The organism is Aequorivita iocasae (assembly GCF_016757735.1).
Classification (GTDB): Bacteria; Bacteroidota; Bacteroidia; order Flavobacteriales; family Flavobacteriaceae; genus Aequorivita; species Aequorivita iocasae.
The window spans coordinates 2,398,010-2,413,314 of record NZ_CP068439.1 but is presented as its reverse complement, the minus strand read 5'-3'; the positions used below and the strand labels follow the sequence as shown (position 1 = coordinate 2,413,314).

12 protein-coding genes are annotated in these 15,305 nt (G+C 38.1%); 1 reads left to right on the top strand and 11 read right to left on the bottom strand.

Annotation, left to right across the window (positions count from 1 at the left end; translation table 11 throughout):
• Positions 1 to 56 precede the first annotated feature (56 nt).
• From JK629_RS11170 to JK629_RS11120, 11 genes are all read right to left on the bottom strand, one after another.
• Complete coding sequence (locus JK629_RS11170; RefSeq protein WP_202335701.1) at positions 57 to 1,598, bottom strand: YifB family Mg chelatase-like AAA ATPase; 1,542 nt, start codon at positions 1,596 to 1,598, stop codon at positions 57 to 59.
• Between the two features lie 85 nt (positions 1,599 to 1,683).
• Positions 1,684 to 3,252 (bottom strand): glucose-6-phosphate isomerase, encoded by a 1,569-nt coding sequence (pgi, locus tag JK629_RS11165; RefSeq protein ID WP_202335700.1) that lies wholly within the window; start codon positions 3,250 to 3,252, stop codon positions 1,684 to 1,686.
• A gap of 6 nt (positions 3,253 to 3,258) precedes the next feature.
• On the bottom strand, positions 3,259 to 4,116 hold the full coding sequence (locus JK629_RS11160) for an N-acetylglucosamine kinase (protein WP_202335699.1): 858 nt from the start codon (positions 4,114 to 4,116) through the stop codon (positions 3,259 to 3,261).
• 3 nt (positions 4,117 to 4,119) lie between these two features.
• Positions 4,120 to 5,118: a type I glyceraldehyde-3-phosphate dehydrogenase gene (gene gap, locus JK629_RS11155; RefSeq protein WP_202335698.1), complete on the bottom strand. Its 999-nt coding sequence runs from the start codon at positions 5,116 to 5,118 to the stop codon at positions 4,120 to 4,122.
• Positions 5,119 to 5,145: 27 nt separating this feature from the next.
• Positions 5,146 to 6,129, bottom strand: a complete 984-nt coding sequence (gene pfkA, locus JK629_RS11150) for a 6-phosphofructokinase (RefSeq protein WP_202335697.1) — start codon at positions 6,127 to 6,129, stop codon at positions 5,146 to 5,148.
• 236 nt (positions 6,130 to 6,365) lie between these two features.
• The gene (gene tilS / locus JK629_RS11145; protein WP_202335696.1) at positions 6,366 to 7,670 is read right to left on the bottom strand and encodes a tRNA lysidine(34) synthetase TilS; all 1,305 of its coding nucleotides are present in this window, start codon (positions 7,668 to 7,670) and stop codon (positions 6,366 to 6,368) included.
• A 12-nt stretch (positions 7,671 to 7,682) separates the two neighbouring features.
• Complete coding sequence (locus JK629_RS11140; RefSeq protein ID WP_202335695.1) at positions 7,683 to 8,387, bottom strand: DUF3307 domain-containing protein; 705 nt, start codon at positions 8,385 to 8,387, stop codon at positions 7,683 to 7,685.
• A gap of 6 nt (positions 8,388 to 8,393) precedes the next feature.
• A complete protein-coding gene (locus JK629_RS11135) occupies positions 8,394 to 9,080 on the bottom strand; it encodes a helix-turn-helix transcriptional regulator (RefSeq protein ID WP_202335694.1) in 687 nt (228 codons plus the stop codon).
• Between the two features lie 103 nt (positions 9,081 to 9,183).
• Positions 9,184 to 10,485: an aminodeoxychorismate synthase component I gene (gene pabB / locus JK629_RS11130; RefSeq protein ID WP_202335693.1), complete on the bottom strand. Its 1,302-nt coding sequence runs from the start codon at positions 10,483 to 10,485 to the stop codon at positions 9,184 to 9,186.
• A complete protein-coding gene (locus JK629_RS11125) occupies positions 10,485 to 11,027 on the bottom strand; it encodes an NADPH-dependent FMN reductase (RefSeq protein ID WP_202335692.1) in 543 nt (180 codons plus the stop codon). The genes pabB and JK629_RS11125 overlap by 1 nt, the downstream gene beginning before the upstream one ends.
• Before the next feature lie 82 nt (positions 11,028 to 11,109).
• Positions 11,110 to 14,553 (bottom strand): M36 family metallopeptidase, encoded by a 3,444-nt coding sequence (locus JK629_RS11120; RefSeq protein WP_202335691.1) that lies wholly within the window; start codon positions 14,551 to 14,553, stop codon positions 11,110 to 11,112.
• Between the two features lie 213 nt (positions 14,554 to 14,766).
• On the opposite strand from JK629_RS11120, the gene JK629_RS11115 reads away from it, so the two are divergent.
• Positions 14,767 to 15,300 carry an RNA polymerase sigma factor gene (locus tag JK629_RS11115; RefSeq protein ID WP_202335690.1) on the top strand — a complete coding sequence of 178 codons (534 nt, stop codon included), beginning with the start codon at positions 14,767 to 14,769 and terminating at the stop codon, positions 15,298 to 15,300.
• The last annotated feature ends 5 nt before the right edge of the window (positions 15,301 to 15,305 follow it).

Below are 15,305 nucleotides of genomic sequence, written 5' to 3'. Positions count from 1 at the left end.
GTGTTTAAATCTTAAAAATAAGTTAAAACGAGACGGTGGTTAATAATTTCGAAATATTATCCAAACCACCCATCCCTATCCAAACTTCTATATTGTATTGACTCGGAAATGTGATTGCCGTTTATTTCTTCGGAAGCTTCCAAATCGGCAATGGTTCTTGCAACTTTTAGAATACGATCATACGCACGAGCAGAAAGATTTAAACGTTCCATGGCGGTTTTTAAAAGTTGTAACGAAGCTTCGTCAAGTTTACAAAACTGACGAATCTGCTTCACTCCCATTTGGGCGTTGTAATGTACTTTTTCAAATTCCAAAAAGCGTTCCGCTTGAATTTTGCGGGCATTGGTAACCCGCTCCCTAATTACAATGCTGGATTCACCACGGCGTTCGTCGCTCAGTTTTTCAAACGGAACTGGCGTTACTTCTATGTGAATGTCTATCCTGTCCAAAAGCGGACCGGAAATTTTACTTAAATAGCGCTGCATTTCTGCAGGTGAAGACATTACAGGCGCATCAGGATCATTAAAATATCCTCCCGGACTTGGGTTCATACTCGCCACGAGCATAAAACTGGAGGGATAGGTAACTGTGAATTTTGCACGGGAAATTGTTACATCGCGATCTTCCAAGGGTTGGCGCATTACTTCCAACACACCGCGCTTAAATTCGGGTAATTCATCCAAAAACAACACGCCGTTGTGCGCCAAACTTATTTCACCCGGCTGCGGATATTGTCCGCCACCAACCAGGGCAACATCTGAAATTGTATGATGCGGACTGCGGAAAGGACGCGAAGTCATAATGCCGCCTTTTTCCATAGTGCGTCCGGCGACACTGTGTATTTTTGTAGTTTCGAGACTTTCTTGTAAAGTCATGGGTGGAAGAATGCTGGGCAGACGTTTGGCAAGCATCGTTTTTCCCGAACCGGGTGGACCAATCAAAATAATATTGTGACCGCCCGCAGCGGCAATTTCCATGCAGCGTTTAATGGATTCTTGCCCTTTTACATCGGCAAAATCGTGTTCGGGATGTTCTAAGTGCTCGTAAAATTCGGCCACCATATCCACCTCGGTTTTTTCGAGGGGAATGTTCTCGTTGAAAAAATCGATTACTTCTTTTATATTCTCAATTCCATAAACTTCAATTCCTTCAACGATAGCAGCTTCTTTTGCGTTTTGTTTCGGAAGTATAAATCCCTTAAAACCTTCCTCTTTTGCTTTCAGCGCAATTGGTAAAGCACCACGAATGGGTTGCAAATTTCCGTCAAGGGAAAGTTCCCCCATAATAATATATTCCGAAAGTGGATTTCGCTCTTCAATCTGTTCCGTGGCAACGAGAATACCCATCGCCAACGTAAGGTCATATGCAGAGCCTTCCTTCCGAAGGTCTGCCGGAGACATGTTGAGAATCAATTTCTTTCCGGGAATTTTGTAACCGTTGTTTTGCAGGGCAGCAGCAATACGAAAATTGCTTTCGCGAATGGCATTATCAGGTAGGCCAACCAAATGATACCCTATTCCATTATCAACGTTTACTTCTACAGTAATAGTAGTTGCCTCCACGCCAAATACGGCGCTTCCATAAACTTTTGTAAGCATAATTCAGTAAGTATAAACGGGGAGTTTATAACTGAAAGATATAAAAAATGTGGGAAGTTTGAAATGTGAAGTGCGAAGTTTGTAGCTATTCTTTCATAAATTTTTTCAACAAATTAGCGGTTGATTGGTTTTTGATCTTAGAGGGGTCTTTACTTTCAATAGCTCTTAGAGTTCCTTTTGCCACGGTTTTACCTAATTCGACTCCCCATTGGTCGTAACTGAAAATATTCCAAATAATGCCTTGAACGAAAAGTTTGTGCTCGTAAAGCGCAATAAGGCTTCCTAGATTTTTGGGCGACAATTTTTTTATCAGAATAGTATTGGTGGGTTTGTTTCCGTCAAAGGATTTAAAAGAATTTTCAATATTTTTATGATGGGTTCCCTCCCAAAGTGCTTCAGTTTGCGCAAAAAAATTAGCCATTAAAATATTATGGTTTTCTTTATTGCCGTGTAAAGACTGACTAAAACCAATAAAATCGGTTGGAATCAATTTTGTGCCTTGGTGCAAAAGCTGAAAATAAGCGTGCTGCGAATTACTACCGACATTGCCCCACACTATCATCCCGCTTTGGTAATCTATTTTTTCCCCATTACGGTCCACGCTTTTGCCGTTGCTTTCCATTACCGCCTGTTGCAGGTAAGGTACAAGTTTGTGAAGGTATTGTGAATATGCCACAACAGCTTCACTTTCCGCTTTAAAAAAATTATTGTACCAAATTGAAAGTAAAGCAAGTATCACGGGAATATTTCCTGCAAAATCTTCATTTTTAAAATGGTTATCCATTTCATAAGCGCCTTTCAGCATCGCTTCAAAATTCTTAAAACTAATAGCACAACAAATAGAAAGTCCTACCGAACTCCAAAGTGAAAATCTGCCACCAACCCAATCCTGCATCGGGAAAATATTTGCTTCTGAAATACCAAATTCTTTTGCACCCTCAATATTTGCCGAAACTGCCACAAAATGTTTTTGAATGTCAGCTTCTGAAGCACTTTTTAAAAACCACTCCTTCACAACGATAGCATTTGCAATGGTTTCCTGGGTTGTAAAACTTTTTGAAACAATGATAAAAAGAGTTGTTTCCGGGTTTAATTCACTTAAAATTTCGGCAACGGCATCGCCATCAATGTTTGCGATAAAATGCGTTTTTAAATGATTCCTATAAAAATGAAGCGCTTCCGTGACCATCTCTGGCCCTAAATGGCTGCCGCCAATGCCTATATTTACAACATCTGTAATCGGTTTTCCAGTGAACCCTTTATGCGAACCCGATACTATTCCTTCCGAAAAAAGTTCCATTTTTTGAAGCGTGGCTTTTACTACGGGCTTCATATTTTCAAAATCACGTAAAGCAGTGTGCAGCACGGCACGATCTTCGGTTTCGTTAATCTTTTTTCCCGAAAATTGTTGGTATATGGCCTCCTTAAGTTTTACTTCGTCGGCAAGTTTCAATAATTGAGAAATGGTTTCTTTTGTAATTCGATTTTTTGAATAATCTACGTAAAAATTCTGCCATTCAATTTTAAAATGATTGGCGCGATCGGCATCCTTTTCAAAAATATCCTGCAACTGTTGCTCGCTGATTTTTTGAAAATGATTTTCAAGTGCTTGCCAAGCTTTTGTTTTTGTAGGATTTATAGCGGGTAAAAACATTTGGATTTACGATTTTTGAATTCTTTTTTTATAGTAACCAATCAAACCATCAATGGGACGTTGAACGATATTTCCAAGTTCAAGGTTGTGCTCTGCAAAACATTCTTCTATAATTTCTTTTGAAAAATGTGCGATGGAGCCAATAAAATGAACGGGGACCTCGTGCGCTTTTTCATAACAAAGAATACGGCATTCTATAAAATTTGAAATGCCCTCTTTTATCAGCGCGTAAAAGTATGGGTTTATTTCTTTCTGTGTAAATATGAATTGGGCAAAAGACGCCAAATATGCGTTTGGATTTGGCTTTTTGTACAGATTCATTTTTATTTCATCGGCTTCCAGATTGAAACGGTTCTCAAATTCTGAAGCAATCTCCTTCGGCATTCGATGATAATAAAAATCGCGGATCAATCTTTTTCCGAAATAATTGCCACTTGCTTCGTCCATCAGAATAAAGCCCAAAGCGGGGGTTGGCGCATGGATGTCAGTTCCATCAAAATAACAACTGTTGCTGCCTGTACCCAAAATGCACACAATTCCCGCTTCAGTTGTAGTCGCAAAAACTGCCGCAACCATATCTTCGGAAACGGTTACTTTTGCATTTGTAAATAATGTTTCCAAAACTTCCATTAAAATGTTTCGCAATGTGGGCGTGCCACAACCAGCCCCATAAAAATCGAGCAGTTCAGCACTTTGGAAAACATTTTTTAAATCTTCATTTGAGGCAATGCGAAGCAATAATTCTTCTTTTGGAACAACCGTTGGGTTCAGACCTAAAGTAGCTGTTTTAAAAACTAGATTGCCGGAATTATCTAACAAAACCCAATCACATTTTGTAGAGCCTCCATCGGTTATTAAAATCATAATTTATAAAGTTGCAACGTGCGCGGCCAGATCAACCAATTTTGCAGAATAGCCATATTCGTTATCGTACCAAGCCACTAACTTAAAGAAATTATCATTAAGCGCAATGCCGGCGTTGGCATCAAAAGTACATATATGCGGGTCGGAGACAAAATCCTGCGAAACCACTGGGTCTTCTGTATAATTCACGATTCCGTGATACTCATTTTCAGAAGCATTCTTGAAAAGTGCTTTTATTTCTTCGTATGTAGTTGCTTTTTTAATTCTAACAGTTAAATCAACCACCGAAACATCTGCAGTGGGAACACGAAAAGCCATTCCAGTCAATTTTCCCTTTAACTCTGGAATAACTTTAGTTACAGCAACAGCTGCACCCGTAGTTGTGGGAATAATATTGCTCAATGCGCTTCTGCCCATTCGGAAATTTTTCTTTGAAGGCTGATCCACAGTGGACTGTGAGGCTGTTACAGAATGTACTGTTGTCATTAAAGCTTCAACAATTCCATATTCGTCATTTATTATTTTTGCCATCGGCGCAAGACAGTTTGTGGTGCATGAGGCATTTGAAATAATTGTATCCGAAGATTTTACCTCTGTATGGTTGACGCCCATGACATACATAGGTGCCGTTTTGGAAGGTGCAGAGATTATCACTTTTTTTGCTCCCGCTTTTAAGTGTGATGAGGCAGTATCTACTTCCTTGAAAATTCCTGTACAATCAATGATTATTTCTGCGTTTACATCGTTCCATTTCAGGTCTGCTGGATTTTTTTCTGACGTAACCCTTATTTTATTGCCATCAACTACCAAATCTCCATTTTTTACTTCAACTGTTCCGGGATATTTTCCGTGTACGGAGTCATATTTCAATAAATATGCTAAATGATTTACTTCCAACAAATCATTTACCGCAACTATTTCAATATCTTTTCTTTGAGATGCTATTCTGAAAGCTAAACGCCCAATTCGACCAAAGCCGTTAATTCCTATTTTCGTCTTCATTTATTAATTTTATTTTTCTTTATTTTTTTAAATTGAAATGATATCTGCCACGCGAATCAAATCTTCATCTATTTCATTACTTCCCTTTATTGCTTCTGAAAAAGGAACTGAAACTACTTTATTGTGAACGATACCAATCATCACATTAGTTTCACCGCGCAAAAGTGCATCAATAGCGCCGACGCCCAGACGGCTTGCGAGCACACGATCATAACAACTTGGGGAGCCGCCCCGTTGTATATGGCCAAGTACGGTAACCCTAACTTCATATTCTTTTAAATTTTCTTCGATATACTGGGCAAGGCCAAAAATGTTTTTACCAATTTGGTCTCCTTCGGAAACCACAACAATACTTGAAGTTTTTCCAGATTTTTTACTTCTGCTTAGTGATTCAACCAAACGTTCGCGGCCCATATTCTGTTCGGGTATCAAAATCTCCTCGGCTCCAGCCCCTATTCCTGCATTCAAGGCAATGTCGCCTGCATCGCGGCCCATTACTTCTACCAAAAAAAGGCGATTGTGTGAGTTTGCTGTGTCTCGAATTTTGTCAATGGCTTCCACCACAGTATTTAGAGCTGTATCATAACCAATTGTATAATCGGTGCCATTTATATCATTATCTATGGTTCCGGGAAGACCCACAATCGGGAAGTTAAATTCCTTAATAAAAACGGAAGCGCCTGCAAAAGTACCATCCCCACCAATAACGACCAAGGCATCTATATTTTCGTTTTGTAGATTATTGAAAGCTTTTTTTCTACCTTCTTCAGTTCGGAACTCTTTTGATCGTGCAGATTTTAGAAAGGTTCCACCGCGGTTGATAATATTCTTTACAGTACGGGCATTAAGTTCTTTAAAATCACCTTCTATCAAACCTTGCAATCCGCGATAAATGCCTACACATTCAAGATTGTAATAAGCGCAAGCTCTTACAACCGCACGGATTGCAGCATTCATTCCCGGGGCATCTCCCCCACTGGTTAAAACCCCTATTTTTTTTGGTCTATTCATAAATGGAAAGTTACTATTATTGTTTACAATTCAAAATGATTTCCATCAGAAAAAAAATACGTGTAAGTACGTATTGTGGAAATTTATTTCCTATCCTATATTTGGATTATAGAATTAGTGGATAATGCACAAAGCAATATTTTTTGTGGGGATAGAAAATATTCTTGGTGCACTTTAAAGTTTACTAAGTTAGGTTTGTTAAAGACTCCCGGCCACTGGTCGGGAGTTTTGTATTATTAGGCTTTCCAAATTATCTTCAAAATCTTCTTTGACTCTTTCGTTACTTTAAAACGGTCGTCCATCCGGTGACCGATTACCCAAACTATTTTTTCGTCACATAAAAGCAACCATATATTTTCCTTTTCATTAAGAGCTATTTTTTCGTCTTTGAAAAATTTGCTGAGCTTTTTTTTTCCTGTCATTCCGAAAGGCTGAAAACTATCCCCTCTCTCCCACTTTCTTAGTTTTAATGGAAAGTTTAGTTTTTCTGAAGCAACGTAAATCAAGTTTTTTTCGGTTTCGCCAATATACTTTGAGGGTTCTATTTTTAAATTTATCGGCGTGGTTATTCCATCTTCGTAAATTAAAAATTCATAATTGGTTTTTTCTGTATCGATTTCCGTTAGTACTAATTCGTCTCGGTTCTTTAAAAGTCGATGCGTTTTTGAAAAAACCTGTTTTCCCGTTTGTGCGTCCAGCAAGTTTGAAACATCTTTCCACTCCGTAAACCCAAAGTCGAACAACAATTGATACAGCAAGGCATCAGTATGTGGCAGTTCCAGAATTTTTGGGATATTTATATTATATGAATTTTCAGCTTCTGTTACTGTAAGTTTGTAGACCAAAGCCATATAATCATCAATGAGGCTTTGCGAATCTTGTAGGTTTTGCTGGGTTTTTTGAAAATTTTTCAGAATAGCTTCGTTGGTTTCCTTAAATTTCGGCAGCATTTCCAATCGCAACTTATTCCGAAGATAATCTGTTTTTTTGTTGCTGCTATCCTCTCGCCATTTCAAACTGTTTTCATTAGCGAATTTTGAAATTTCTTCTTTTGAAAAATTTAAAAGTGGTCTAATGATTTTATTGTTCTGCTTTGGAATTCCTGTGAGGCCATTTAAACCCGTACCACGTGAAAGGTTGATAAAAAATGTTTCCAGATCATCATCCAAATGGTGGGCGGTCAAGAGATAATCATACTTAAAATCCTTTAAAATTTCAGCAAACCAAGCGTAGCGGAGTTCGCGGGCTGCAATTTGGGTTGAAATTTTATGTTCCCGGGCAAATGTTTTGGTGTCAAAAGTTTCAGCAAACACAGGAATTTCAAGTTGTTTTGCCAAACCGATTACGAACATCTCATCATCATCGCTCTCCTTTCCGCGGAGGGAAAAATTACAGTGTGCTAGTGCAATCTGGAAACCCGATCTTTTCATCAAATGTGTTAAAACCACACTGTCCAAGCCGCCACTGCAGGCGATGAGCAGTTTTTTTTCTTTTAAAAAAGAAAAATGAATTTCAATATCTTTTATGAATTGGGCTAACAATCTGATTGTAATTTAAAAGAAATTAATAATAATACCCGCAATAACGGCAATTCCAAAGCTTAGCATTGTCCCTATTAGCACATATTCCGTTTTTAATGTTTCATTGTTTCCGTAACGTAAAATAGATTTTGCGGCAATGAGAAAGCCTACTGCTGAATATTGTGAAACTAAAATAAATGTAAGTGTTAAAATACGCTCTAAAACGCCTATGACCTTTCCGGCATTGGGCATTTCATTGTCGCTACTAACTTGAATTTCAGTAGAGCTGAACACTTCTCTTATAAATATATTTGCTGGTTTTAAACAGACCAAATACCCCGTAACTATAAGCAAGTACCTAAAATTTATGGAGACCTCGATTGAAGGAATTATAGCGTGCCATTTATCATACCAAAAAACTACCAAGGTAAGGATTGCCAAATGTGCAGTCTGGTCTATAAAAAAAGCATAGCGTCCAAAATAGCTATTGTTATTAAGGTGGCGCTTAAACCCGTCTAATAAGAAATGGCTTATGGCGATTATTGCCGCAAAGAAAACAAAATTGATTTGCAACGAAAATAACCACGCCAATGCAAAGCACGCCAAACCGTGCCAATATAAAAAGGAACTTTTAAAACCAATTGTATTTTTCTGGTTTGCCAATTTATCTGTTTGGAAAAAGTAATCCAAACAAAGGTGTGCGATGAATTGAAGTAGCAATAATTCCTTTAATCCCATAAGCTTCTATTTTGAAATTACCATTTTATAATAATTTACCGCTTCTTCAATAGCATTCCAGCCAACGCTTGTAGAGTGCTGATTTACAGCAGACTGGCCAATACCTAGGCGTTTGGCTATTTCATCTTCTTGGTTGTTCATTAATTTTAAGTACAAAACTTCACATTGTCGTGCGGTTGCTTTGCTCAATAAAACATCCAGCAATGCAAGTAAAGGTTGGAAATTTTTATTAAAATCTTCGTTTTTTGATGCAAAAAACAGGGTGTTTTTTATAACGATGCGTTCTTTGTTGTAGGTTGTCTCCCCACTTATTTCCCGACCTGAAAGGTAAATGGCCTCGCCATCAATTATACCTTCTTCCGGTTTGTAACGGCTTAGTTTTCCATATCCTATTGCTAGCCTTATTCCGTGGGTTTTGAACTGTTTTATCCTGTTATCTTCGCTTTTATAAGTTTTCATTTGGATGGGAATTGCCTTTACAAAGCTTTTTATGGCAAGGGCCACTTGTAGCCCTTGAGAGGCATTCGGAACCACACATTCCAGATAGTCACCTTTTATAATGCGACCATACACATTAAATTCCTTCTTCAAGTTTTGGAGCAAAATGTTTAGATATTCTTCCACCAATTTGCGGTCTTGGATATGCAAACCTGTTGATGAAACAATATCGCCAGATATTACGGAGTAGGTCATTTTTTAATATTTATTCAAATATACATTTTTTATTAGCTTAAAAACTAATAAATGTATTTTATTAGCTTAAAAACTAATAAATAGGATTTATAAGTTTAATAACTTATAAAATAGTATGTAATACCTCACGCATAGCTTTTGCCTTAAGTAAACATTCTTCGTATTCCTTTTCGGGCACAGAATTTATTGTAATGGCCCCACCAACGGAAAAACTTACATATTTAGTGGAAGAATTATAGAGAATACTTCTAATAACAACATTAAAGTCAAAATCTCCCGTGGGCGTGAAATAGCCGATAGCCCCGCTGTATAGCCCACGCTTGGCATCTTCTGTTTCTTCTATAATCTGCATTGCAGAAATTTTTGGTGCACCCGTCATGCTGCCCATTGGGAAGGTGTTTCTTAAAATTTCAACGCTGGAGGTATTTTGCGAAACACTACAGGTAACCGTAGAAATCATTTGATGCACTTGTTCAAAAGTATAGATGGCGCAAAGTTCCTCAACGGAAACACTTCCTTTTTCGGCAATGCGGGAGAGATCGTTTCGCACCAAATCTGTAATCATTATGTTTTCGCTGCGCTCTTTTGGGTCTTTTGCCAATTGCTGCGCCATTTCTATATCCTTTTTCTTGTTTTTCAAACGCTTGGCCGTTCCTTTTATAGGCTGCGAAATAACAGTAGTTCCAGTTTTTTTTAAATAGCGCTCGGGGGAAGCTGAAAGGGCAAAAATATTGTTTAGCTTTAAAAAAACTGAAAATGGAGGCTTGGAAATTCTATTGAGCTGAATAAATGCTTCCAATGGATTGATTTCAGCATCTTCGGCATAAAATTCCTGACAGATGTTTACTTCATATATATCTCCCCGCTTAATGTGCTCAAGCACCTCTTCCACTTTCTGAAGGTAGTTGTCTTTAGAGGTCCGGATGCTTATTTTTATATTTTTCTGATGGACAGGTTCTTCGGGGTGTTGATTAATTTCAGAAATAGTCCGGAAATCATTATCAATTTCATCTGCGACCATATTCAAATAATGCATCTCCACACTATTTTCAGTAAAAAGGAAAATTTTTTTTGGTTGAAAATAATATAGGTCCGGAAAACCCAAGCCATCAAAATTATTGGAATTCAACTTTTCTACATCGTTTTTAAGGTCATAGGTCATATAGCCAAAAATCCAATCTGCCGTTGAGTGTTGATAATCTTTTAATTTATCAAAAGCATTGTGAGCATCAGTTTTTATAGCGGTAAAAGCATCGACTGCCAGAATTGCCTGATAGGTGGCATGTTTTTGTGAATAATTGTTGCTGTCCATCCAAACAACCTCATCAAACTGTTGTGCCCAAAGCAGTAAACTTGTTTTAAGATTTTCGTTTAAAGAAAAAGAAAGTTTCTTTATGGTTCGCATTATTGCTCAATTTGATGCACAAAATTTTGAATAACATCTGTAAATCCCAAGAGTAGCACTTCGTTGGAAATTGAATTTGATTCTTCCGAAAAGTTTTCTGAATATGAAGGAAAACTAAAGCTTTCAACAATGGTAGCGCCAAATCTGGGAAGTACATTTTTTGTGTATTCCAAAGCAGAAGCAGCGCCGCGTTTTCCGTTTGAAGTGCTCATCAGAAGGATTTTCTTTTCTTTGAGAAACTGACGGTCCAGTCTGGAAAGCCAATCAATGGTATTCTTAAAGTAAGCTGAAACTGTTCCGTTATGTTCGTTGACAGAAATAACCAGTGCATCGGCTTCTTTTATTTTATTATAAAGCATTTTTAAATTTACTGAATACCCCTTTTCTCGTTCCATATCTTCTCCATACATAGGAAGATCGTAATCTGTTAATTTAATTAGTTCAACCTCATGCCCCATTATTTGTGATGATGCAAAACGAACGAGTTTATGGTTGATGGATTTGCTGCTGTTACTCCCAGCTAGGAATAAAATTTTTTTCATTTGTCAAAGTTATTGAAAACAAAGGTGTAAAAAAACCCGCGTCATAAAAATGACGCGGGTATCAAAAAAAATTGTTTTTAGCTTATTGCTTTACAATGCGTTTAACAATACTATTGTTTTCTGCATTTATTTTTACAAAATACATACCTGTTGCAAGACTTTCCAAAGAGAAATTAGTTTCAATTCCCGCTGTGGTTAAGTCTATTGTTTTAATAATTCTACCTTTTACATCTGTAATAACTGCGTTATTAAGTTGTGCTGTAGTTTTATTCAACAAGGTAAGTGTACCAGTTGTAGGATTAGGATATAACAAAATGTTATTTGAAAAATCATTATCTCCAACTCCCAAAACCTCATCAACAGTAACGGTAAAAGTACAGGTATCTTCATTACCAGCGCTATCGGTAGCAGTCATAGTCATAGTTGTAACACCAGGACCAACCATAGTACCAGCTGCAGGATCTTGAGTAATTACTGGATCTGGGCAGTTATCAGTTGCCGATGCATCAACAGTATAATCTGGTAAAGTAAATTGTTCTCCTAGTGGAACTTGGACCATAACATTTGCGGGGCAAGTGATAACGGGGTTTTCAGTTTCCGCGATAACCTCAGTAAGCGTACGCTCTCCCGCACATCCGGGGGTTCCTAGGTTTATATCACTATTTGGTGTGCCGAAATCTGCGGTTTCGCAAGTTCCGGTCCAATCAGCCGCTGCATTGGTATCACCCACTCTTCTGAAAGATCCTGAAGCGCACTCAGTAGTTAAGGATGCTCCTGTTCCTGTCCAATCAAGATCAGCAGCTGTAATATTAAAGCCACCAATGGTAACATTGAATCCGTTGATTTCAGCAGCACTGAAATTCCAGAATACAGAATCTACTACATTTCCTGAAGGATCGATTATAAGAATCCATCCTGTTCCACTGTTATCCCAAAATAAGTTATTTCCCCAATAGCCAGCACCACCGTCATCATTCCAATCCATAACAGAGTTTGCTGCCATATTTCCTAAAGTCTTAACAATCGGATTTACAGTATTTATATCTAGATATGGAGTTTCACTTACAGCAACTCTATAGCCAGTATAATCTGTTGCAACTCCTACATTTTGAATTTCAAATCTATCCGGAGTTTCTAGGTTAATTTCTGAAATTACGAGTTGAGATAGTGGCCCAGGAGCACTTTCCTGTGCATATACGCTAGTAGAGCCAGAAGGTGTAAATGTGTATGAAGTGCCTTCAAAAAGGAAATTACCTCCAGTGGGGGCATCAAACCATCGTATTACATTAGAAGGGTCATTTAAGGTGGCTGTAACAGTTACGGCCTCTCCAACACAAAAATCGGTTACACCGGTAGTAGTTGGGCCAGGGGGTACTGCAAGTACTTCAATAGTATCTGTTGCAGAAGATGCAATAGAACAAGGTCCGCCGGGAACATCATAAGTTATTGTATGTACACCAACTCCTGCAGCTGCTGGGTCAAAAGTGAAAGTAGATCCGTCGCCATTATCAGTTACGCCAGGGCCACTGTAGGTTCCTCCGCTGGGAGTTCCACCGCTAAGATCTGTCAAGACTTCTGAGGATGCACATACTTCTTCCAGTACAGATAAAGAAGCTGTTTGTGAGGGAGTATCAAAAGCTTGTGTACCGTCACTTCTGCTGCCCGAGGAGCCTTGCGTAGCGCTGAATCCTAATCCTCTTTTTGCAAATGCATCCCATAGAAGGCACTCATTAGCACCACCATACAATGCTTGATCTGCAGCAAAAATTGCATCACGGCCATCAACAAAACCAGGGCTACAAGGTTGTAATTTCATACCCTCAGTAACCAATGCCAACGCCTGAATATTTCCAGCATCTTGGTTTACATCACCAGTAAAATTATAAATATCTGAATCAAATCCGTGCTCATCAATCAATGCCCAAGTTACTTCCCAAAGCATTTCAGCCCATACAGAGCCGACACCGTGTGGTACGGCCGCAGTCTTTATAAAATCATACGTTTGTGGATTTACCCCCATATCAGTACTGTAAGGATAATCACGAATACCTCCACCTCCTTGGCCTTGACCAAAAAGATATGTCCCTACTGCTCTAGCGTCAGTGCCTAAATCTCCAGGCTCTATAGTCAATAACACACCAAAGAAATCACTCCAGCCTTCTCCCATCTGTTCTTGGTTCTGCAAACAACTAGAGGCATTAGGGCCTCCTGTTAAACGGTTTGATATACCATGACCATATTCATGAAGAATTACCAGATTATCAAAATCTCCATCTTTATCTCCGCAAATGTACATTTGCATTCTTGGATTACTTCCATCCCCAGGTGTCGAGAAATTTGCGTTACAAGTTCCTGATCCATCTTGCGCCTCGGCATTTACAGAGTCGCTTCCAGCGCCACCGTTTCCGTAGTTGTTTTCTTGGAAATTACCACCCTCTTCATCAAAACCATATTGATACATGATGTCATGAAAAATATTGTTCATGTAAAATAAGTTGGTAATAGCGGCATCTTCGTATTGGTTACCACTGGTATAAATTTGGCTGAAAGGATATCCTATAAAGTCTAAGTTTGCTCCGGCATCAGGTTGATAACCTGGATTATTGCCATCTTCATAGGCGTTCACATTATTACCACGTGTTACAGTATATTCTGCACCAGCAGCGCCATTAGTGTCGTGCCATCCAAAAGGAGAAGCTGTAGCATTAGCAGGTTGACTCTCTATTGTGCGGCTACCATAATATGGGCTTTCAAGTGGTAATGCAAATACCTCATAACATTCATTACATCCAGCAGCATCTCGAATCAATTCATCGTAATTTGGAATATCATAAAGATTAGTGTTAAAGTTTAATTCTTTTACATCATCGCTATGATCGTGATTTATTGCACAAGTAACCGTCCAGTTAGCTCTATTAACAATAGCTCCTGTTGCAGCATCAACTCTTAAACTCCACCAGTTTTCTTGGCTTTTTTCTTCTATTGAAATATCCCAAGTTAAAACCAAATCTCCAGTTTCAGTAATTGCGTACATCAACCTTGCAGGTATAGGACTTAATGAAATTCCACCGTCATTAAGCAGTGTCTTTCTGTCAACCCCCTGGGCACTTTCCAAGATTGATAATGACCCGTTAACTGTATAGCCCAATTGTACTGCCGCGGCCTGTACGGCTTGTGCTGCCGTAAGCGCTGGTGTAGTTGAACCTTTTAGTTTTTGGGCAGTATTCTTTATAAATTTACTATTCTGCGATATGACCTCTCCATTAGATAGAAAATGAATACTAGATTCCGTGCCAAATATTTCAACACCATTCAATACCTGTCTATAGTAAACGTGCTGAATTCCGCTAATGCTACTAACAGTTTCACTCGTAATTTGCCACTGGACATCTTGTGGCAATAGTTCATTCTGCTCTACAAAATGCCCCAACTGTTGGTTGATTCCTTTTGAAAAGTTTTGTGCGATCAATGTGCTCGAAAATGAACACACCAGTGCCAGGAATAAAATCCGGGTAACTTTTTTCATTTTTTGATTTTGTTTAGATTAATACTCGTTTTAAGTCGGTTAAGTTTTTGTAAAGCTATTAAAAAATAGTTTTTTCACAAGGTTTTCTTAAAATTCAAAAGAAATTTAACATAGTTAATACATAAGACTGTAATTTCATATTAACTCCACCTCTAAATCAATTATAAATTTTAATTAATTATTTCTGTACATTTACTGAAAAATCAACCATCAATGGAACAACCTAACGATCTCATTATTGAGATGCAGAATGGGAGCGAAAAAGCCTTTTCCCGTTTATATACAATGTATTGCGAAGCTATCCAAGGAATAATTTACAGTATCGTTTTAGATGAAGAAACCGCAGAGGAACTTTTACAGGATGTTTTTATAAAAGTTTGGAACAATGCTGGTTCATATTCTATAGATAAAGGTCGTTTTTTTACCTGGCTTTTGAATATTGCACGTAACACGGCAATAGACGAAACACGCTCAAAAGCATTTAAAAATTCAAAAAAAAACCTAAGTACCACAAATTTCGTAGATATATTGTCATCCTCAGATAGTCTAAACAAAAAAACCAATGCCATCGGCATACAAAAGTTCGTGAATGCGCTTAAACCAGCTTGTGTAAAAATAATAGACCTTTTATATTTTAAAGGATTTACCCAGGCCGAAGCATCAAAGACATTAGAAATACCATTAGGAACACTTAAAACACGAAACCGAACCTGTATCAATGAATTACGGGCAATGGTTCTAGGATAAAATAT